The 20,649-nt window shown below is 71.6% G+C and carries 18 protein-coding genes and 1 tRNA gene; 11 read left to right on the top strand and 8 right to left on the bottom strand.

Annotation, left to right across the window (positions count from 1 at the left end):
• Positions 1–62 precede the first annotated feature (62 nt).
• The 7 genes from ACZ6KY_RS03745 (at position 63) to ACZ6KY_RS03715 (ending at position 8,510) form a co-directional block, all read left to right on the top strand.
• Positions 63–1,112 (top strand): alpha/beta hydrolase, encoded by a 1,050-nt coding sequence (locus tag ACZ6KY_RS03745; RefSeq protein WP_469308678.1) that lies wholly within the window; start codon positions 63–65, stop codon positions 1,110–1,112.
• Between the two features lie 434 nt (positions 1,113–1,546).
• Complete coding sequence (ccrA, locus tag ACZ6KY_RS03740) at positions 1,547–2,872, top strand: crotonyl-CoA carboxylase/reductase (protein WP_469308677.1); 1,326 nt, start codon at positions 1,547–1,549, stop codon at positions 2,870–2,872.
• Between the two features lie 174 nt (positions 2,873–3,046).
• Positions 3,047–3,484, top strand: a complete 438-nt coding sequence (locus ACZ6KY_RS03735) for a hypothetical protein (protein WP_469308676.1) — start codon at positions 3,047–3,049, stop codon at positions 3,482–3,484.
• Between the two features lie 302 nt (positions 3,485–3,786).
• The gene (locus ACZ6KY_RS03730) at positions 3,787–4,521 is read left to right on the top strand and encodes a hypothetical protein (protein ID WP_469308675.1); all 735 of its coding nucleotides are present in this window, start codon (positions 3,787–3,789) and stop codon (positions 4,519–4,521) included.
• Between the two features lie 268 nt (positions 4,522–4,789).
• On the top strand, positions 4,790–5,623 hold the full coding sequence (locus tag ACZ6KY_RS03725) for an ABC transporter ATP-binding protein (RefSeq protein WP_469308968.1): 834 nt from the start codon (positions 4,790–4,792) through the stop codon (positions 5,621–5,623).
• Positions 5,624–5,876: 253 nt separating this feature from the next.
• The gene (locus ACZ6KY_RS03720; protein ID WP_469308674.1) at positions 5,877–6,599 is read left to right on the top strand and encodes an FAD binding domain-containing protein; all 723 of its coding nucleotides are present in this window, start codon (positions 5,877–5,879) and stop codon (positions 6,597–6,599) included.
• A 348-nt stretch (positions 6,600–6,947) separates the two neighbouring features.
• Positions 6,948–8,510: an MFS transporter gene (locus tag ACZ6KY_RS03715; protein WP_469308673.1), complete on the top strand. Its 1,563-nt coding sequence runs from the start codon at positions 6,948–6,950 to the stop codon at positions 8,508–8,510.
• A 193-nt stretch (positions 8,511–8,703) separates the two neighbouring features.
• Here ACZ6KY_RS03715 and ACZ6KY_RS03710 read toward each other — a convergent pair whose 3' ends face one another.
• On the bottom strand, positions 8,704–9,351 hold the full coding sequence (locus ACZ6KY_RS03710) for a TetR/AcrR family transcriptional regulator (protein WP_469308967.1): 648 nt from the start codon (positions 9,349–9,351) through the stop codon (positions 8,704–8,706).
• A 209-nt stretch (positions 9,352–9,560) separates the two neighbouring features.
• Here ACZ6KY_RS03710 and ACZ6KY_RS03705 point away from each other — a divergent pair, with 209 nt between their 5' ends.
• Both ACZ6KY_RS03705 and ACZ6KY_RS03700 read left to right on the top strand, forming a co-directional pair.
• Positions 9,561–10,016, top strand: coding sequence for a hypothetical protein (locus tag ACZ6KY_RS03705; RefSeq protein ID WP_469308672.1), 456 nt, complete (start codon positions 9,561–9,563; stop codon positions 10,014–10,016).
• Between the two features lie 167 nt (positions 10,017–10,183).
• On the top strand, positions 10,184–11,362 hold the full coding sequence (locus tag ACZ6KY_RS03700; RefSeq protein ID WP_469308671.1) for a PP2C family protein-serine/threonine phosphatase: 1,179 nt from the start codon (positions 10,184–10,186) through the stop codon (positions 11,360–11,362).
• 87 nt (positions 11,363–11,449) lie between these two features.
• On the opposite strand, the gene ACZ6KY_RS03695 is transcribed toward ACZ6KY_RS03700, so the two are convergent.
• Positions 11,450–12,046 carry a DUF3159 domain-containing protein gene (locus tag ACZ6KY_RS03695; protein ID WP_469308670.1) on the bottom strand — a complete coding sequence of 199 codons (597 nt, stop codon included), beginning with the start codon at positions 12,044–12,046 and terminating at the stop codon, positions 11,450–11,452.
• Between the two features lie 217 nt (positions 12,047–12,263).
• On the opposite strand from ACZ6KY_RS03695, the gene ACZ6KY_RS03690 reads away from it, so the two are divergent.
• Entirely contained in the window at positions 12,264–13,916 is a 1,653-nt protein-coding gene (locus tag ACZ6KY_RS03690) for an FAD-dependent monooxygenase (RefSeq protein WP_469308669.1), read from the top strand.
• Between the two features lie 49 nt (positions 13,917–13,965).
• Here the strand turns inward: ACZ6KY_RS03690 and ACZ6KY_RS03685 are convergent, their stop codons facing one another.
• Together ACZ6KY_RS03685 and ACZ6KY_RS03680 are read right to left on the bottom strand one after the other, a co-directional pair.
• A complete protein-coding gene (locus tag ACZ6KY_RS03685; RefSeq protein ID WP_469308668.1) occupies positions 13,966–14,418 on the bottom strand; it encodes a flavodoxin family protein in 453 nt (150 codons plus the stop codon).
• A 364-nt stretch (positions 14,419–14,782) separates the two neighbouring features.
• Positions 14,783–15,586 carry an IclR family transcriptional regulator gene (locus tag ACZ6KY_RS03680; protein WP_469308667.1) on the bottom strand — a complete coding sequence of 268 codons (804 nt, stop codon included), beginning with the start codon at positions 15,584–15,586 and terminating at the stop codon, positions 14,783–14,785.
• Positions 15,587–15,913: 327 nt separating this feature from the next.
• On the opposite strand from ACZ6KY_RS03680, the gene ACZ6KY_RS03675 reads away from it, so the two are divergent.
• Entirely contained in the window at positions 15,914–18,919 is a 3,006-nt protein-coding gene (locus tag ACZ6KY_RS03675; RefSeq protein WP_469308666.1) for an AfsR/SARP family transcriptional regulator, read from the top strand.
• A 71-nt stretch (positions 18,920–18,990) separates the two neighbouring features.
• Here ACZ6KY_RS03675 and ACZ6KY_RS03670 read toward each other — a convergent pair whose 3' ends face one another.
• The 4 genes from ACZ6KY_RS03670 to ACZ6KY_RS03655 form a co-directional block, all read right to left on the bottom strand.
• Positions 18,991–19,431 carry a uridine kinase family protein gene (locus tag ACZ6KY_RS03670; protein WP_469308665.1) on the bottom strand — a complete coding sequence of 147 codons (441 nt, stop codon included), beginning with the start codon at positions 19,429–19,431 and terminating at the stop codon, positions 18,991–18,993.
• A complete protein-coding gene (locus tag ACZ6KY_RS03665) occupies positions 19,377–19,583 on the bottom strand; it encodes a hypothetical protein (protein WP_469308664.1) in 207 nt (68 codons plus the stop codon). Before ACZ6KY_RS03665 ends, ACZ6KY_RS03670 begins: the two co-directional genes overlap by 55 nt.
• A 146-nt stretch (positions 19,584–19,729) precedes the next feature.
• Positions 19,730–19,803 (bottom strand) — tRNA-Met (locus ACZ6KY_RS03660).
• Positions 19,804–19,997: 194 nt separating this feature from the next.
• On the bottom strand, positions 19,998–20,429 hold the full coding sequence (locus ACZ6KY_RS03655; RefSeq protein WP_469308663.1) for a hypothetical protein: 432 nt from the start codon (positions 20,427–20,429) through the stop codon (positions 19,998–20,000).
• Positions 20,430–20,649: the final 220 nt, after the last annotated feature.

The raw sequence follows: 20,649 nt of genomic DNA, 5'->3' as shown, positions 1-20,649 counted from the left end.
TGGAGCCATACGACGCCACCCCTCGCGCCATCGCACGACACCACGAGACGAGGAGCCATCCCATGCCCCGACCGACACAGCCCGCCGCGCGTCCCAACGCCTCGGAGCGTCTCTCCAGAACTTCGCGGGCGGGCCTCGCCGTGCTCGCCACGGCAGCTCTCCTCACCACGAGCGGCTTGGTCGGCGCACACGCCGCGCTGGGCGCCACGCCCGCCGCGAGCGCGTCCGACGCTGCCGCCGACGGCGCCAGGATCATCGCGGAGCAGTGGATCGACGCGCGGACGGTCGACCTCACCGTGGACTCACCGGCGGTCGGCGCCCAACTCCCCGTGCGCGTCATCCTCCCCGCCGCCTTCGCCTCACAACCCACCCGGACCTGGCCCGTCCTGTACCTGCTCCAGGGAGCGCACGACGACTACACGTCCTGGACCCGGGAGACCGACGTCGAGGGATTCCTCGCCGACAAGGACGTCATCACCGTGATGCCGTCGTCGGGACCCACGGGCATCCCGACCAACTGGTGGAACTACGGCATCGGTTCCACCAGGGACTACGAGACGTTCCAGGTGGAGGAGGTCATGCAGCTCCTGCAGGCGAACTACCGGGCCGGTTCCACCCGGGCCGTCGCGGGCGTCTCGACCGGCGGCTACGGAGCGCTGGCGTTCGCCGCCCGCCACCCCGGCACGTTCGGGGCCGCCGCCTCGTACAGCGGCGTGCTCGACACGACGTCGATCGGGATGCCGACGGTGGTGAACGCGATCGTCGCCCGGGAACTGGAAGTACCGCTCGCCCTGTGGGGCAGTTACCTGCTCAACCGGAACATCTGGAACGAACACAACCCCTACGCGCAGGCGGCGGGGCTGGCGGGAACCCGTCTGTACATCTCCCAGGGCTCCGGGGTGCCGAGCACCGACTTCGGCAATCTGCAGGGCGCGATCCTGGAGGGCACCTTGTGGAACCAGGCCCACCGGTTCACCGACCACCTCGCCGACCTCGGCATACCGGCGCAGGTCCACTTCTACACCGGCGGCTCGCACGCGTGGTCGTCCTGGCAGCAGGAGTTCACCGCCTCCTGGCCGACGCTGGCGGCAGGGCTGGGGCTGCCCGGCTGACGCCGCCGGCCGGAGGGCCGAGGGGGCGACGTGAAGCCGGTCCACGCGCTCAGCGGACCGGCCTCCGCCCGCCCACCCGCGCGAGAGGCCGTCCGTCGACGGCCCTCGCCGCGAGTGAGCGGGACACCACGGAGCCGGCCACCTCCGGTTCCGCGCGGCGGCCACGCAGCCCGGAACGATCGGTCCTCACCCGGCTGACAACCCGACGGCACCGACCCACGACGCTGTCCGTAAGTGATGAGACGTCAGCCCGCGATGGGCGGTCGAGGGGAATAGCACGCAATTCCCTTGTAGGCGGCAGGAATTGCGCCGCACCCTTAGAACCTCTCTCACCCCCTGCGCCCCCAGAGGCGTGATCCGCCGGCCACGCCCTCGCGATCCGCGGCCGTGCCCGCGCGGAGACACCGAAGAAGCCAGAGACAAGGGAGCAACTCATGGACCCGCTCGCCCAGGCAGTCGTGGCAGGTGCCACCCCCCAGGAGCTGGAGCGGTTACCCGTGCCCGCGGAATACACCGCGGCGCACCTGCGGGTCGAGGAGATCGCGGGCTTCAACGGCGTCGCCGACAAGGACGTCCGCAAGTCGATCCACGTCGGCAGCGTCCCGATGCCCGAACTGGCGCCGAACGAGGTTCTGGTGGCAGTGCTGGCCAGCGGCATCAACTACAACACGGTGTGGTCCGCCATGTTCGAGCCGATCCCGACATTCACGTTCCTCAAGCACTACGCGACGAGCGACCGCTGGGCGGCACGGCACGACCAGCCGTTCCACGTCCTCGGCTCGGACGCGGCCGGGGTCGTCGTCCGCGCGGGGTCCGGGGTGCGCCGGTGGAAGGCCGGCGACGAGGTCGTGATCACCACGGCGTACGTGGACGACGAGGACCCGGCGACTCACGCCGACGGCATGCTCGGCGCGGGGCAGCTGGCCTGGGGTTTCGAGACGAACTTCGGCGGCCTCGGGCACTACTGTGTCGCCCGTGCGAGTCAGGTGCTGCCCAAGCCGGCGCATCTGACCTGGGAGGAGGCCGCCGCCAACCCGCTGTGCGCGGGCACGGCGTACCGCATGCTGGTCAGCGACCGCGGCGCCCGTATGAAACAGGGCGATGTCGTGCTCATCTGGGGCGCCGCCGGTGGCCTGGGCGCGTACGCCTCGCAGTTGGTGCGGGGAGGCGGCGGCATCGCGGTCGGCGTGGTCAGCAGCGAGGAGAAGGCGGAGCGGGCCCGCGCCCTGGGGTGTCACGTCGTCATCAACCGCGAGGAGATCGGCCTGACCGGCAACGAGCCGGCGGACCCCACCACGGTGGGCAAACGCCTGGGCCGACTCATCAGGAGCGCTGTCGGCGAGGACCCCCACATCGTCTTCGAACACGTGGGACGTGCCACGTTCGGGGTGTCGGTGTTCGTGGTCAGACGCGGCGGAACGGTGGTCACCTGCGGGTCGAGCACGGGCTATGTGCACGAGTTCGACAACCGATACCTGTGGATGCGCCTCAAGCGGATCATCGGCAGCCACGGCGCCAACCTGGAGGAACAGGCCGAGGTCAACCGGCTGTTGACGCTCGGAAAGCTACGGTCGGCTCTTTCCGTAACGTATCCGCTGACGGAGACCGCGGAGGCGGCACGGCTGGTCCAGCGCAACCGCCACGCGGGGAAGGTCGGCGTCCTCGCGTTGGCACCCACCACCGGTCTTGGGGTCAGCGATCCCCAGCGGCGCGAACAACTCGGCGGCGACGCCGTCGCCCCCTTGCTCACCCGCTCCTGACCAGGCGAAGCAGCGGCGGTTCACCGACGGCCGCGGAGGCCCGGGTCCTGGGGCATGGTGGCGTCCGGGTCGTCGCGGGGCACAGCTCCCGAAAAACGGGCTGACGCGGCTCTCGTCCGCGGTGATGCCGCCGTTCACGAGGCACCGTACGGACAGGGTCCGACCCACAACGCGGTGGCGCTGGAAAACCACTGGATGGACGAGGCGTTCGCGGGCGACGACGAGAGCGTGCTCCTCGCGGCGCGCCCTGAGCACTATGCGATGGGTGCCGAGGACGGCGGATCGCGCGTGGTGGAGAACATCGGCCCGCACGTCGCCGACTTCTACATGGGCGGCTGGGGAACGGCCGAGCCGGCCTGGGCCGAGGACGCTGACGAGCTCCTCCCGGAGTCGGAGTTCCCGCGCAAGATGTCCTCGAACCTCTTCCTGGCCGACGGCACCGTCGTCGGGCGGGCGCTGATCCAGTTCGGCGACACCGCCGACGGCTTCACCGCGAACCTGACGGTCTACTTCCCCGTCACCTGCCCGGACGAGGTCCTGGACCACCACCTGCGGCACTACGCCGTCGAGTTCCGGAACTGGATCGTCGCCGCCGCGGCCGCCCGCACCTGAGGAAGCGTGGGCGACGCCCACCACCTCTTGAGGCTTTCAGCCGGACAGGACCGCACGGCCGACCGGCGCACGCTCCGGTCGGCCGTGCGGCGATCCGGGGGATGGCCGGCCCGGTCATCCCCCGCTTCCCGTCCCGCCGTGTCACCCGCCAGGTTGCCGCCGGCCGGTCGGCCTGACCAGCCACGAGCACGAAACAGCAGAAAGGTCATTCGCGCAGGTCAGCAGCCGTTGGCCACTCATCGCGACAAGTCACCGCACCGACTCGTTTCTTGATCAACATGTGACGCGCGACAATCACCTCCATGAACGACAGATCGAACGACACCGAGGGCCGGCTCGTCAGGATCGAGCGGCTCCTGGAGTCCGGCGAGCGTGAAGTGGCACCCGCCTGGCGGAGGGTGACGCACGGCGAGCCGCGCTGGGCGGTGACCGCCGCGATCCTGGTGGCGGTCACCCTCCAGCTGAGACTGCCGGAACGGCTGACCTTGCTGCCCTCCTGGGCGCTGCCGGTCCTGGAACTGGTCCTGCTGATCGGTCTGATCGCCGCGAACCCCCGGCGGGTCGAGCCCCGGAACAAGCGGTTGCGGTGGTTGGGCCTGGCGCTGATCTGCTTGATCAGCCTGGCCAACGGCTGGGCGGCGGCCCAGCTGGTGACGGGCCTGGTGCACGGCACCGAAGGGTCGGACGCCGCTACGTTGCTGCTGACCGGCGGCAACATCTGGCTGACGAACGTCATCGTGTTCGCCCTGTGGTACTGGGAGTGGGACCGGGGCGGACCGGCGGACCGGATGATGGGCCATCACCAGTTCCCCGACTTCCTCTTCGTGCAGATGCAGAGCCCCGAATCCGCGCCCCCGGACTGGGAACCGGCGTTCCTGGACTACCTGTACCTCTCCTTCACCAACTCCACCGCGTTCAGCCCGACCGACGTGATGCCGCTGTCCCGCTGGGCCAAGATGCTGATGATGCTCCAGTCCACGGTCTCTCTGGTGACCGTGGTGCTGGTGGTGGCCCGCGCCGTCAATATCCTCCAGTGACCGTCACCACCAGCATCCCGCCGCGACCGTCACCCATCGCTGTCATGCGGTGCCGCTCGCCCATCGCCGTCCTCACGCAGAGCCGTCATGCGGCGCCGTTCACCCATCAGCGCCTTGCGGACACGGCCACCCGGCGCCGCCTGAAAGCGGGCCGCTCCGCCCACCGCTCAAGAGCCCGTGCCGCCGTCCACGAAGCGGACGCACGGGCAGCAAGATGCCTGCCACACCTGACGTGCTGGGTGTGCCGACGATCGAGGGGAGCCCTGACATGGCCGAGGTGCGGGCCGAGGAGGACATGCGTGACCGGGAGGCGGTCGTCGCGCTCCGCGATGTGCACGTCCACCGCCACACGAGCGGCCAGGCGATCCTCTCGGAGATCGACTGGACGGTCCGGGCCGGTGAGCACTGGGCCCTGCTCGGAGCCAACGGCGGGGGCAAGACGACCCTCCTGCGCCTGCTGGGCGCGCTGATGCACCCCACGACCGGGAGCGTCGAGGTGCTCGGAGCCCGGCTCGGCCGGGTCGACGTGCGCGAACTGCGTGCCCGCATCGGCCATGTGAGCACGGCCCTGCGCGTGCCGCGGGACATCGACGCCCACACCGTCGTCCTGACGGGCCATACCGGCACCGTGCAACCGCTGTGGCGGAAGTACGACGACGAGGTGCGCCGGCGCGGTCACGAACTGCTCGCCGAACTGGATATCAAGGAGCTGGCCGACCGGCCGTACGGGGTCTGTTCGGGCGGGCAGCGGGCCCGCGTCCTGATCGCCAGGGCGCTGATGGCCGAGCCGGCCCTGCTGCTGCTCGACGAGCCGTTCAACGCCCTGGACCTGCCCTCCCGCGAGGACCTGGTCGAGGCCATGCAGCGGCTGGCCGAGAGCCGCCCGGAACTGGCCACCGTGACGGTCACCCACCACCTGGAGGAGCTGTCCCCGGCCGTCAGCCACACCCTGCTCCTCCGCGAGGGACGCGTCCTCGCACGCGGTCCGGTCGAGGACACGCTGACCGATTCCTGGATGACGGACTGCTTCGGACGCCGTATCACCGTGGTCCGGCACGAGGGGCGATGGGCGGCCTACTCCGGCCGCCACCAAGGCAGTTGACAGCGGCACGAAGCAAGGCGTCGCGCGGGAAGGGGAGGTGGCGGGCGACTGTCGCTCGGTGACTGCCGACAGCAGGCACGGGCCCCGGCAAAGCCCTCATCGTGAACGCATCCGGCCAGCGGGGCGCACCAGTTGAAGAAGTGTGCCCTGTACGCGCCCCCGCCTCAACGGCGAAAATGCGCCTGTCGACGGTCATTTGGCCCAGACACCGAGTACCCCGCCGCCAAGTCACCAGGAAAGCAGGTCGGCTGCCGTGCTGTTGCGTCTGCCCACGTCCGTGTCCGAAGCGCAGGAGTGCATGACCGACGGGGCGGTGCCGATAGGCGGCGCCACGCTGGTGTGGGCCACCTGGCAACGGGACGGCTTCCCCGACCACGCCATGTCGCTGCGCGACCTCCCGGAGGCCAACGCGATCGGGCACGAAACCCTGGGCGCGGCCGTGGTGTTGAACCGTATCGACGACCGCGTGCCCGAGGTGCTGCGCCGGGCGGCCGCCACCGTGGGGACCGGAGCGGTACGCCGGACGGCCACGGTGGGCGGCAACATCGTCGGCAGCACGCTGCGTTGTCTGCTGCCCGCGGCACTCGTCCTGGACGCCCGAGCGGTGATCCTGGAACCCGAAGGCGTCTCCGAGACCGACCTGGCCGAGGTGCTGGCCAAGCGCCGTCTGCTGCTGAGTCTGCGCTGGCGCGCACCGATCGCCAGCAGTTACCACAAGGCCGCGGGCGAGCCGGGCGGTCCATCGCCTCTCGTCATCGCCGCCGCCCTGCACTCCGCCGACGGCGGGCGGACCCGTCTTCGTGTCGCCGTCCGCGCCGACGACGAGGTGTTCAGCGAGAGCACCGTGTGCCACAGCGATGTCGAAGAGGATCTGCGCACCCTGCGGAGCGCTTCATTCGGCCGCCTTCCGGCCGCGGCATGGGAGTTCGTCGGCCGACAGGTCACCGACCTCATGGCGCGCCCCGCCGGCGCTTAGGCGCCCTCGTCCGGACCGCGCCGTGAACGCGAGGTCCGGCCCGCGCTCCCCCGAACTCTTCGAGCAGGGGGACCAGGAATTCAACACGTGCCGGTCAGTTGTACCGATCCGGGGGCGGGGGCGTCGGCGCGCTCGTCCCCGGTGGGCCGCCGTATCAGGCCCTCCGGTCCGCTGACCGGCACCTTCGCATGGCTGGGTCCCGGGGGGCGGCGTACGAACACCAATCCTCGGAGCCGGCCGGCGGACCGTACTGCTAATTCATCAACGTGGAAATCGTACGGCGGACTCCCGACTCTGGGACCAGGCACCGGGATCCCCCCGGACCGCTCGGACGAAGGACAGAGCACCATGGCCTCCACGCGCGCCCCTGCCGCCGGTTCCGCACCGGCCGCACGTCACAATCTGATCCTGGTGGTCACCTGCGTCGCCCTCGGCACGGTGGTCGCCGCGATGGCCTCGCTCAATGTGGCGCTGCCCGATCTCGCCCGCGAGACGCACGCGACGCAGACGCAGCTGTCCTGGATCATCGACTCCTACAGCCTCGTCTTCGCGTCCCTGCTGCTGCCGGCCGGCGCCCTGGGTGACCGTTTCGGCCGCAGGCGGGCCCTGCTGGCGGGACTGGCGATCTTCGGCGCCGGGTCGGCCGCCGCCGCGCTGACGACCGAACCCTCGACGCTCATCGCCCTGCGGGGCGTCCTCGGCGTGGGCGCGGCGCTGGTCATGCCGGCCACCCTGTCGACGATCACCAGCACGTTCCCGCGTGCTCAGCGGGCGCGGGCGGTCAGCGTCTGGGCCGCGGTCGCCGGAGCCAGCGCCCTGGTGGGCCTGTTCGCCACCGGAGCCCTGCTGGAGGGCTGGTCGTGGCGCTCGGTGTTCCTGCTGAACGTCGCTCTGGCCCTGATCGCCCTGATCGGGACGCTGCTGTTCGTGCCCGAGTCCGCGGAACCGAAGCAGCCGCGGCTCGACGTCGGAGGCGCCCTCCTCGCCGTGGTCGGCCTGGTCGCGCTCGTCTACTCGGTCATCGAGGCGCCGACGCGCGGGTGGGCCGACCCGGTCACGCTCGCGGGGATCGGGCTGGGCCTGGCGGTGCTGACGGGATTCGTCCTCTTCGAGCTGCGCCGCGAGAACCCGCTGCTTGACCCCCGGCTGTTCCGCAACCGCCACTTCGCCGCGGGCTCCCTGTCGATCATGCTTCAGTTCTTCGTGTTCTTCGGGTTCATCTTCGTGATGATGCAGTACCTGCAACTGGTGCGGGGCGACAGCGCCCTGATGGCGGCCACCTCCATGCTGCCCATGGCCGCGACCATGGTGCCGGTCTCCCGTGCCGCCCCTCTGCTGGTCAGCCGGTTCGGCTTCCGGGGGCCCTGGGTCGCGGGCCTGGCCGGTGTCGCGGCGGGCATGGGGGTCCTCTCACGGCTCGACGCGTCCAGCCCGTACTGGATCGTCGCGACCGGTCTCGTGCCGCTGGGCGCGGGGATGGGCCTGGCCATGACACCGGCCACGACGTCCATCACGGACGCCCTGCCGCGCTCGCTGCAGAACGTCGGTTCCGCCGTGAACGACCTGGCGCGTGAGCTCGGCGGCGCTCTGGGGATCGCCGTCCTCGGCAGCCTGCTCAGTGCCGCGTACCGCGACCACCTGAGTCTGCCCGGTCTGCCGACCCACGTGGCGGACGCCGCGCGCTCCTCGCTGGCCGCCGCCCACGCCATCGGCGGCCCGGTCTCCGGCCGGGCGACGAGCGCCTTCATCGACGGTATGCACCTCGCTCTCCTGGGCGCCGCCGCGGCCGCCGTACTCGCCGCCGTCGCCGTCACCGTGCTGCTGCGTTCGGCTCCGCGGCCGGAGGTGCCCGCCGACGCCGACGAGGTGCCGCGTGCGGCCGACGCGGAGGAGCAGTCCTCGTACCTCTGAGATCTCCGGGCCGGCGCCTCGCACTGAGCGAGGCGCCGGCCTTCGGTGTGCCAGGGCCCCGCGATACGCGTGCCGGAACCCGTGCCGGAACCCTGGCAGCGGAGCAAGGAGTGCGGCACCGGGCGCTCCGCCGGTCAGCGGTGCGGCGCAGGTCGCCCATCGGTCAGGAGTACGACGCTGGTCGCCCTGCCGGTCAGGTGCGCGGCGCAGGTCGCCCCGCGGGTCGGGCGTTCGGCGTCGGGTGTCCGGGGCCGCGCAGTGCCTGCCGCAGCTGCGGGCTCACGAAGCGGACCAATTCGTCGGTCGTCATGGAAACGATCGGTTCCAGGCGCAGCAGATAGCGGGTGGCGATCAGCCCGGCGACCACGGTGGCGAACGAGGCGGCCCGCTGCCGGGCCTCCCGTCCCGGCACGAGGGTCGCGATCCGGTCCACGATCTCGCGCTCGAGCGCCTCTTTGACCAGTCCGCCGAGAGAGTCGTCGTCGATCGCGGACTTCAGCATCGCGAGCAGGGGCGGGCCCGTCACGGGATCGTCCCAGACCGCGACGACCTGGCGGACGACGCGTTCGGGGAACGTGCTGGGGTCCCCTTCCTCCACGACTCTCGCGAGGACTTCGGCCGGGTTCGCGCCCAGCGCCAGAGCGGCGCCGAACAGCCCCTTCTTGGACCCGAAGTAGTAGCTGATCAGCGCGAGATCGACCCCGGCCTCACCGGCGACGGACCGCAGGGTCACCGCGTGATAGCCGTGCTCCAGGAAGCGGCGCCGCGCGACGTCCAGGATCGCGGCCCGGGTGTCCTGGCTTCCCGGCCTGCGCCCACGCTGCGGCCCGGATCTATGCATCACGGACGAATTCTAGAGCGGTGGCACGCGGGAGACCGGGCGGAATACCGGGCTGACCTGCGTGTGCCGGCGCGTTCCGATGTTGGGTACTTCTCACGAAATGGTGTCGTTAATCCGTACGAGTGGAACATCACACATCAAAGCCGTAGCGTCGAGACAGAGCCGCAACGCTGACGGCCACATGACAGAGCGTCCCGCACGGAGCTGATATGCGCAGAAACCCAATCCGGACCGCGATCACCGTCTGCGCGGCCGCGTCGCTCGCAGCAGTGATGGGGACCGCGTCCGCCGCCCCCGCGGCCTCGCACGCCGCGAAGCAGCGGCAGGCGACCCCCGTACTCGTGGACTGCCTCTGGCACCCGGATGTGCGCCCCGCCAACTTCATCCTGGCCTGCGGCGACGGCAACAGCCGTCTCGTGTCCCTCCACTGGTCGCACTGGAACCAGGACTCCGCGGTCGCCGAGGGCGTCAACATGGTCAACGACTGCAAGCCGTACTGCGCGGCGGGCAAGTTCCACGCGTACCCGGTCGTCGTCCTGCTGGACCACCCGCAGCAGTGGAAGAAGAAGCCGCAACTGCAGCACTACTCGCAGATGACGCTGGTGTACCCCCACGACCGGCCGGAGGGATACGCGCACACGGTCAGCTACCCGCTGTGGAACTGACGCCCGCCCGTCGCGGGCCCGGCATCGCGGACTGACGGACCTGGCCCGAAGCCGCTCGGGGTCACCCGGGGACCAACGCCGGCGTCGGACTCGTCGACGGTGGACGTCGCGCGGAAGCCCACCGCCACAGAAACAGGTACAAAATGGGGCGTGTGGGTAACCGGCGCATGTCAGTGGACCGTCTCGTGGAGCAACCGTCGGGCCGCGGTCTGGTGGCGATCCCGCTCGCGCTGATCGTCGTGATCACCGTGGTGGACATCCGCTCCCCCACCGACGTCCACCTGGGCCCGCTGCTCGTCATCGCGCCGACCCTCACCGCCTCGCTCGCGGGCCCCGCCCTGACGGCCCTGGTGGGATTGCTGGCCGTGGCCGCCCAGGTGGTCATCGGCATCCTGCACGGCGGACTCGGCACCACCAATCACATCGCGCAGCTGATCGCCCTGGTGGTGCTCTCCGCGCTGGTGGTGTTCGTGTGCCATGTACGGGAGCGGCGGGCCCGGGAGCTGGTGCGGGCGCGCTCGGTCGCCGAGACCGCGCAGCTGGTTCTGCTGCGGCCCCCGCCGCGCCGGATCGGCCCGCTGCGCGTGGCCTGGCTGTATCTGGCCGCCGAGGACGACACCCAGATCGGCGGCGACCTGTTCGCGGTCACCCGCGCCGCCGACTCGTCCACCCGCGTCATCATCGGCGACGTACGGGGCAAGGGGCTGGCCGCCATCGGCGAGGCCTCGGTGGTGCTCGGCGCCTTCCGTGAGGGCGCCCACCGGTACGCCACCCTGCCGGAACTGACCGCGGCCCTGGAGGTGAGCGTGTGCCGGGACCTGGACGAGGTGGCCGACACCGAACACGATCCGGGCGAGCACTTCGTCACCGCGCTCGTTCTCGACATCCCGGACGACGGCACGCAGGTCGAGATGATCAACTGCGGCCACCCACCGCCCCTGCTCCTGCGCGATCACCAGGTCACCGTCCTGCACGCACGGCACTCCGTGCTCCCGCTGGGCATGTGCGAGCTGCCCGCCGCCAGCCACCACACCGACCCGTTCACCTTCGCGGCCGGCGACTTCCTGCTGCTGTACACCGACGGCGTGATCGAGGCACGCTCCCCGGAAGGAACCTTCTACCCCCTGGCCGAGCGGGTCGCCACCTTTCCCGCCTCCAGCCCCGAGGTCCTGCTGCGCCTGATCCACGACGACCTCGTACGTCACGTCGGCGACCAACCCGGTGACGACGCGGCCTTCCTGGTCATCGAGCGCACCGCGTCCCACCACCTCCACCTCCCCCACCGTCCCCTGGACGGCCACCACCGGCTCCACGCCGACGGATCGCCGCCTCCCGCCCAACGCTGAAGCAGCGCGGCGCCGAAGGCACTTCGCAGCTGAAGGAACTTCACACCCGGCAAGGAGAGATGTGGCCTGCCCGGGCCTCCGTGGCCTTCAGACAGTGGCCCGCCCGGTGCCGTGCCGTGCGGTGTACTCGTCCGGGTAGCGCTCGGTGAACCGGACGGCGAGGACCAGGAGGGCCACCGGGATCACCCAGTTCAGCCAGTCCGAGGAACCCTCGGTGTGGACGGCGACGAGGCCGAGTACGGCGATGACCACGAATACGCCGCCCCAGACCGCCGTGAGGACGCGGTTGACGTGCCGGAACGCGGGCGAGTCCCAGTACTCGCGCGGCGTCGACTCACGGGCGTACTGAGCCGTGAACGGATCGAACGCGAGGGAGACGAGGGCCACGACGGCGATCACACCGTTCGCCAGGACCTGCGCGTAGGTCTCCAGCCAGATGAGCTCGTGCCGGTCCACGGCGAGCGCGAGCACGCTGAGAACGGCGAAGAAGACGATGCCCGTGACCTCCAGGATCTTCGGCCGGCCGTGGCGGATGTCATCGACGTTCAGCACGACCGACGCCAGCAGAGCGGCCAGCGCCGCGTACTTCCAGGTGCTGGGGCTCGCCACGACATCGAAGACGATCCACGGCGCGAACGCGAAGAAGATGCTGCCCGTTCGTCCGCCCGGTTCGGTGCCTGCCACTGCGCGCCTCCCGTGGGGGCGGTACAGGGGTGAGACCAGGTGCCCCGCCCGTCTCGACCATCGTGGCTTCCACCTGCCCTGTTCGCATCCGGTGTGCCGTCGCGCCCGGTCGCGTGCGGGCCACTCGTGCCCGTGCTCGAGTAGCGGGGCCGCTCGGCACGGGGCCACGATGGGAGGAGATCGACTCGGCGCAGGGGGCGTACGCAGGGAGGCTCCCGTGGCGCGCACCTTCGGAACCGACGTGGTGGTCGCGGGCGCGGGTCCGGTGGGCCTCACCGCCGCCGCGGAGCTGCGCAGACGCGGGGTGCGCTGCCGGATCGTCGACCGGCTCGCGGCACGGCTCCCGTACGCGAAGGCGGTGGGCATCCAGCCGCGCACGCTGGAGATCTGGGACCACATGGGACTCGCTCGCACGGCCCTGGAGGCGGCGGTACCGATGTACGGGCAGCTGGCCTACGTCAACGGCGTCGAACAGGCCCGGATCGACCTCGTCCTGCCGCCCGAAGTGCCGTACGGCTTCGCCGCGTTGCCTCAGTACGAGACCGAGCGCATCCTCGACGGGTTCCTCGCGCGGTTCGGCACCGGCGTCGAACGGGGCACGGAACTGGTCTCGTTCAGTCAGGACTCCGACGGCGTGACGGTCGCGCTGCGGTCGGCGTCCGGGGCTCAGGAGGAGGTCAGGGCACGCTACTTGGTGGGCTGCGACGGTGCGCACAGCGTGGTGCGCAAGCAGTTGGGCCTCACCTTCGAGGGCAGCGCGTTCCCGGAGGAGTACATGCTCGGCGACGTCGAGGTGGACTGGGACCTGCCTCCGGGGTACGGCGTCCGCGCCATGCACCGGGACGCCGACGGTGAGGTGGACGACCTGCTGGTGTGCATCCCGCTTCCGGGCCGGGGACGGTACCGGATGTCGATGATGGTCCCGCCCGAACTCTCCACGGCGGGGCGGCGGGACGGCCCGGCCGATCCGGCCGACGGTGTCGTCCACGGCCTGGAGAGCGGACACGCGCCCGCGCTCTCCGACCTCCAGGCCGTGCTGGACCGGCTGTCCCCGCAGCCCACGACCGCCTCGGCCCTGCGCTGGTCCTCGGTGTTCCGCATCAGCCACCGGATCGTCGACCGGTACGGCGACGGCCGCGTGTTCGTCGCCGGGGACGCCGCGCACATCCACCCCCCGACCGGCGCCCAGGGCATGAACACCGGTGTCCAGGACGCCTGGAACCTGGCCTGGAAACTCGCCCTGTCCATCGGGGGCGGCGCGCACCGCGACCTGGCGGCGAGTTACGACGCCGAGCGGCGGCCGGTCGGTGAGGAAGTCGTCGAGCGCACGGTCCGGCACGCCGCCCAGGGCGTTCAGGCCGACCGGATCGACCCGCGGACCATGATGCTGCGCGAGGCCCAACTCCTCGTCGGCTACCGCGGCAGCCCGCTCGTGGACCCCGCGTCCGAGGGACCGGGACCCCAGCCGGGCGACCGGGCACCCGACTGCGGTGGACTCTCCGCGCACATCGCCGCCTTTCCCCTGCGCCTGTACGACCTCCTGCGCGACCGCGGGCACGTGCTGCTGCTGTACGGAGACGGCGGGCATGACGGGCAACTCGCCGACGCGGCCGACGAGTTCTCCGGGGGACGCGTCGACACCTGTGTGATCCGGCCCGCCGGTACCTCCACGGACACCTCCGGCCCACCGGCGTACGTCGACGCGCTCGGCGAGTTCGCCCGTCTCTACGCGGTCGCCGACGGGGTGACGGCCTTCCTGGTCCGCCCGGACGGGTACATCGGCGCCCGGCTCTCCCCGCCGACGGCGGCGCGACTGACGGCCCACCTCGCCCGCACGTTCGCGCCGAACGCCTCGAACTCCGGCGGCTAGCGGGACCGCGTCACGGCGTCCGCGGCACGGCTGTCGCGACACACCCGGATCAGTCCATCAGTTGGGCGGCGAGGGTCGCTCCGAGCTCCCAGCACGCCTCGATGTCGGCCTTGCCCGGCTCGCCGGTCACCTTCACGGCCTCGGCCGCGCGGCGCCAGCCGAGGCCCGTCGTGATCGCCTCGACGCCGCGCACCGCCCCGGTGACGTCGTTTCCGCCGTGCACGTAGTAGCCGAAGGGGCGCGCGGCCGTCGTGTCCAGGCACGGGTAGTAGACCTGGTCGAAGAAATGCTTCAGCGCGCCCGCCATGTAGCCGAGGTTCGCCGGGGTGCCGAGCACATAGCCGTCGGCGGCGAGCACATCCGAGGCGGTCGCCTCCAGCGCGGCCCGCCTCACCACCCGGACGCCCTCGATCTCGGGCGCCGTCGCGCCGGAGACCACGGCTTCGAACATGGCCTGGCAGTTGGGCGAGGGCGTGTGATGCACGATCAGCAGAGTAGGCACACCCCGCACCCTGCCGCGCCGCCCGCCACCACCGCAAGCACCACCGGGACGCGCCCACGGCCCGCTGGGGGAGGCTCCCTCGAATCCCCCGTGTCGCGCGTGAGGCACTCCCTTTCACCTGTGCGTTTCGGCCCGGCGAGGCCGGCGCGGGACCCCCTGGAAAGCTGATATGCTCGATCTTGAGCCCGCACCGATCACTCGGTGCCGAGCCCGGCGTTGGTGGTCCAAGGAAAGACGCCCCGCTTCCTGCGGGGAAATGCAGGTGCAAGGCCTGCCCGGCGCTCCACAGGCACCGCCTCCGGTCTACCGGAGGCGGTGCTTTTTTGTGCCTCTTCGGTGTGACCCGAGAGCCCGGGCCTTCACCTCAGCGGCCCCGCAGCCCCGCGCTGATCGTCCTTCCCGCCCGCTGAACCGCATCGGCGAGGCGGTCCAGCCGCTGTCCCGCATCGGTGACGACGGACAGCGCCGCCACCGTGGCTCCGCCCGGTCCCTTCAGCGGCACGGCCACACAGCACACACCCGTCACCAACTCCTCCCGGTCGAAGGCGACACCCTCCTCCCGGATCACGGCCGCCTCCCGCTGCCAGGTGGCCGGCTGCGGGCCCAGCGGCAACCGGGACTGCGCCCCGGCGACCAGAACCTTGCCCGCCGCGGTGAACCACGGCCACACCACGTCGAGGCGCAGCTGATCACGTACGGCGTCGGGGGCGCCCGCGGTCCAGTCCAGGACCAGCGTCTGCCCCTCCCGCAGCACGTTGACCCCGACCATCGCACCGGTCACCCGTGCCAGGCGGCGGGCCGACTCCCAGGTGGCCGCCCTGAGCCCGGGATGCGGCTGCCACCGCTGGCCGAGCCGGAACAGCCTCGGCCCCATCCGGTATCCGCCTGCGCACCGCTCCACCGCTCCCAGGTCCACCAGTTGTTCCAGCAGCCGGTAGGCGGTGGTCTTGGGCAGACCGCAGTCCGCCGCGAGCCGGGTCAGACCCGCGACCTGAGCCCGCTCCAGCGCTCCCAGCAACGCGAAGGCGCCCTCCAGTACGCTCCGGCCGCCGGTGTCCGCGGACGGCACGGCGACCGGCTCCGCCGGCCGGTCAGCATGCCGTGCCGGATACCTGTCCGAACCCCGCGTGCCGGCTGTCTCCGCGCGTTGCCTCTCGTGCGTGTCCATCGCCTCGTCACACTCCCCCGATCACTTCCCCGTGTGCGGTCCGGCGGCAGCCATCCGTGCGACACGCGCACCCGGCCGCCCCGGGCCGGTCATGCCCGGAGCGGTCCGTCCGACGTGCCAGCCCGCGGTACCGTGGGATCGGGGTCCGTGCACCATAGGTCTGGGCCCAACTCCCGCTTTCCGCGCGGCACTTCGCTCCTGAACGCGCCTTTCCCGCACCGCGGCGGTCGCGGGCATATGCGATTCCGCCGCGCCACCAGCGTGGCCTCCGAGCGTGGGTCGCAACGTTGTCGATAGCTTGTCGCCCAGACTTGCGGATGCGCGACGGTGAAGGGCGATCTGCACGGGGGTGCGGACATCGTGGTGGAATTACGGCTGCTGGGCCCGGTGGAATTCGCGGAGCACGGACACGCGAGGGAAGTGGGTCCGCCGCAACGACGTGCCGTGCTGGCGGCACTGGCCGTCGACACCGCGCTGCCCGTGGCCACCGACGTACTGATCACAAGGGTCTGGGGCACGGAACCCCCGGACGGCGCGCGGCGGGCCCTGCACGCGCACATCGCCCGGATCCGCCGGCTCTGCGAGCAACTCGGCGAGGTGGACGACGTACGGTTCAGGCTGGTGCGGCGCTCCGGCGGATACGTTCTGGAGGCGGGCCCGGACCAGGTGGACATCCTGCGCTTCCGGCATCTCGTCGGCCGGGCCCGGGAGGTGGGACGGTCCGACCACGGCCGGGCGTCCCTGCTGCGGGAGGCCCTCGGGCTCTGGCACGGTGAACCGCTCGCCGGGCTGAGCGGCCAGTGGGCGGCACGGGTGCGTGAGGCATGGCGACGGCAGCATGTGGACGCCGCCGTCGGATGGGCCCGGCTGACGCTGCGGGCCGGTGACCCGGTGACCGTGATCGGCCCGCTCGGCGATCTGCTCGGCGAGTATCCGCTGGTGGAACCGCTCAGCGAGGTCCTGATGCGCGCGCTGCACGCGGCGGGACGCGGCGCGGAGGCCCTCGACTGTTACGCCGCTCTGCGCCGACGGCTGACCGAGGAGCTCGGGTCCGACCCCTCGTCCGGCCTCCAGGACGTCCATCAGGCCATCCTGCGCGGCAGCCTCACCCCTCCCCCGGCATGGCCGACGGCCACCAGCGCGGCGGACGACACCACCATCGCGCTGTCCTTCACCCCGTCGCCCCCCGCGCCGTCGGCACCTCCGTCACCGCCCACCGCGACAGCCGGGCTGGGCGAGTTGCCGTCCCAACTGCCCATGGGCGTACGAGGCTTCACCGGCCGCCAGGACGAACTCGCACACCTCGACGGACTCCTCGCGGCGGCGGCCGGACCACCGAGGGCCGTGGTGATCTGCGCCGTGTCCGGTACCGCGGGCGTGGGCAAGACGGCGCTGGCCGTGCACTGGGCGCGCACCGCACAAGGCGCCTTCCCCGACGGGCAGTTGTACGTGAACCTGCGCGGATTCGCCCCGGGCGGACCGGCCATGGGACCGGCGGAAGCCGTGCGCGGCTTCCTCGACGCGTTCGGCGTGCCGCCGAGCCGCATTCCGGTCGGCCTCGACGCGCAGGCGGGCCTCTACCGCAGCCTGCTCACCGGGCGGCGCGTCCTCGTCGTACTCGACAACGCCCGGGACGCCGAGCAGATCCGCCCCCTGCTGCCCGGCTCACCCGGCTGCATGGCGCTCGTGACCAGCCGCAACCTGCTCACGGGACTGGCCGCCGCCGAGGGCGCCCACCTCCTCCCCCTGGGACTGCTCACCACCGACGAGGCAATGGACCTGCTGACCACCCGGCTGGGCGCCGACCGCACCGAGGCCGAGCCGTCGGCCGTACGGGAGATCGTCGACCGGTGCGCCGGACTGCCCCTCGCGCTCGCCGTCGTGGCCGCGCGGGCCGCCGCCGATCCCCGGCTGCCGCTCGCCCGGCTCGCCCAGGAACTGCGGCTGGCCGACAGCCGGCTCGACGCCCTCGACGGCGGGGAGCCGGCCAGCCAGATACGGGCCGTGTTCTCCTGGTCGTACCACGCGCTGCGCCCCGAGGCCGCCCGGGTGTTCCGGCTCATCGGGCTGCACCCCGGACCCGACACGGGACTCTCGGCGGCCGCCGCGCTGGCCGGTGCGCGACCGGCCGAGATACGTCCGCTGCTCACGGAACTGGTGCGCGGGCACCTGCTGACCGAGACCGCCGCACGCCGGTACTCCTTCCACGACCTGCTGCGCGCCTACGCCGCCGAACTGGTCGCCACGCACGACAGTGAGGCCGTCCGGCACGACGCCACGCTCCGGATGCTGGACCACTATGCGCACACGGCCCACCGGGCGGACGTACTGCTGACCCCGCAGCCCCGCCCGGTGCCGCTTCCGAACCCCCAACCAGGTTCTCAGCCACTGGAATTGACGGATCATCAGCAGGCCCAGGAATGGTTCAGCGGCGAGCTCCCGGTACTCCTGGCCGTCGTGCACCGGGCCGCGGCAGAGGGCTTCGACGCGCACACCTCGAGACTCGCCTCGGCCCTCACCACCTTCCTCGACCGGCACGGACACTCGCGGACGCTGGCCGACGTGCAGACCGCCGCACTGGACGCCGCCCGACGGCAGGGCGACACGGCGGGCCAGGCGGACGCGCACCGCGGACTCGGCCTGGCGCACGACCGGCTGACCCGGCGCGACGAGGCCCGCACCCACTACCTGCTCGCCCTCCAGCTGTTCGGCGCGCTCGGCCACCACGCCGGACAGGCCCGTACCCATCAGCACCTGGCCCGGATGAGCGCCGCGCAGCAGCTCCACCAGCAGGCCCTCGCGCACGCCCACCACAGCCTCACGCACTACCGGGCGGCCGACGACCGGGCCGGGCAGTCCGCCGCCCTCAACCACATCGGGTGGCTGCACGCTCAACTCGGCTATCAGCAGAAGGCACTTGTCCACTGCCGGCAGGCACTGGTCCTGGCCGAGGAGACGGGTGATCTCAACGGGCAGGCGCACACCTGGGACAGCCTCGGCTACATCCACCACCATCTCGCCCAGTACGCCCAGGCCGTCGACTGCTACCAGCGGGCCGTCGCCCTGTTCCACCGGACCGGCGAGTTCCACAGCGAGGCCGCGAGCCTCGTCTGCCTCGGCGACATCCATCACGCCTGCTCCGCTCCCCGCGCCGCCCACGGAGCGTGGGCGCGGGCTCTGACCATCGCCGACCGGCTCGGCCTCGCCGACACCGATCCGCTGCGGACCGGCCTGCTCCCCCGGCTCCGTCTCCCCCACATCCGCGCCACGGGCGGGCAGGCCCGTCCCGGCAGCGCCTGGTCACACCACCGGCCGGGCTCGGCCCTCGCCTGAGGCCTGGACCCGGAGCCGGCAGACAGCACGCCGGGCCCCTGACGAGGGCATCGCTCGAAGCCCGGCCGGTGTCAGTGTCCGGGGACCACAAGATCTGCCCTTTCCCAGGGGCGGGTCGTGGTCAGGTAGTGCTCCTCGGCCAGGCGCCAACGGGCCTCCCGGTCGACGGGGCCGTGGTCGTCACCGCGGGCGCGGAGCCGGCGCATGGATTCGTCGGGCGGGGTGTCGACGTAGACGACCAGGTCGTAGTGGCCGGCGAGTTCGGGCCGAGCGGTGTAGACACCCTCGACGAGGACGATGCGGTCTCGGGCCACGGCACATACCCCGTCCACCGCCAGAGCCCCGGTCGACCAGTCGTAGCGCCGGTACAGCGCGTCGCGGCCGCAGGTGAGCGGGGTGAGGACGTCGTCGCGCAGCCGTTGCCAGTCGAAGTAGCGGTCGTAGCCCTCGGCGGGCGTCAGTCCGGCGCGTTCGTCCACGTCCATCGGACGGTAGAAGTCGTCGCCGTGCACGACCGCGGCCTCCCCGAGCCGGCCACGGACGACGCCAGGGTCGACTTGCCCGAACCGCCCATGCCGTCGACGGCGATCAGTACGAACCCTTGGCGAACGCGGGAGCGGGCGGCGGCCAGAACACGCTCGGCGGCACTGTGGATCTTCGTCATCGGATGATTGTGTCGGCACCGTGCGCTCAGCCGCTGCCCGGTGGGCGGACCGGGACGCTCACTCGGCTCACGGGGCCCGACAGGCACTCACCGCACAAAAACGACCGAGGGGCCGACATCGTGATGTCGGCCCCTCGATCTTCGAGTAGCGGGGACAGGATTTGAACCTGCGACCTCTGGGTTATGAGCCCAGCGAGCTACCGAGCTGCTCCACCCCGCGTCGTTGAACTCAACTCTACGTCATGTTTTCCGGTCCCATGACCATGATCGCCCACAGACGGGCGAACGAGAGGGGTACGCCGGGTGCGGCCGGCCCGCGGCGGGGCACGGCAGCTCGCGGGGGCTCGCGTCCACGACGCTCCGGCCCGGCCGGTCCCCGGCTGTGCGGGGCAGACCGGAGCGCTCCGAGGGGTGTCACACGTCGGTGGGCAGACCGCTGACCTCGGCGATTCCGCGCAGTTCCTCGTCCTGACGGTGGCGCTCCCCGATGAACTCGGCGATCTCCTTGCACCGCTCGGGATCTTCGGCGGTGCCCGAATCCGTGACGACCCGGACGACACCGATCTCCTCGGTCTCCAGCTCGACGATCCGGTTGTCCAGTCGTCCCGTGACGGCTACGGCGACCACGAGGGACGCCTCGTCACGGACCTCCTGCGGGACGCTGTCGGGTTCCGCGCCGTCCAGGCACAGTTCGATCGCTCCCGCCCTCTCCTCCCTGATCGCTTCGAGTACGGGCTCGACCATGCGCAGCAAGAGCGCGTAGTCCGCCGGAGCCATACGCAGGCGGAGCATTTCGAGGTACAGGTCGAGGGGCCGGTCATCCGGTGCCTGCTCTGATGCGTCCATGGAGCTTCGCCTTCCCCAATGTGGACGACATGATCGCGTCTCCCACCAGCATGCTGTGAATCGGCGCACACCGCCGGTCGAGATTGCCGCCCGTGAGACGGCCGAGGGGGGGGGGGGGGGGGGGGGGGGGGGGGGGGGGAGGGGGGGGGGGCCCGGTGGACCCCGGGGTCCGTGCACCCTCGCCGCCCTCCCCTTTCCCCCTTTCCGCCCCTCTCCACGC

Source organism: Streptomyces sp. NPDC042002 (assembly GCF_055588305.1).
The sequence above is the reverse complement of the archived record's forward strand: the minus strand, read 5'-3'. Positions and strand labels throughout refer to the sequence as shown.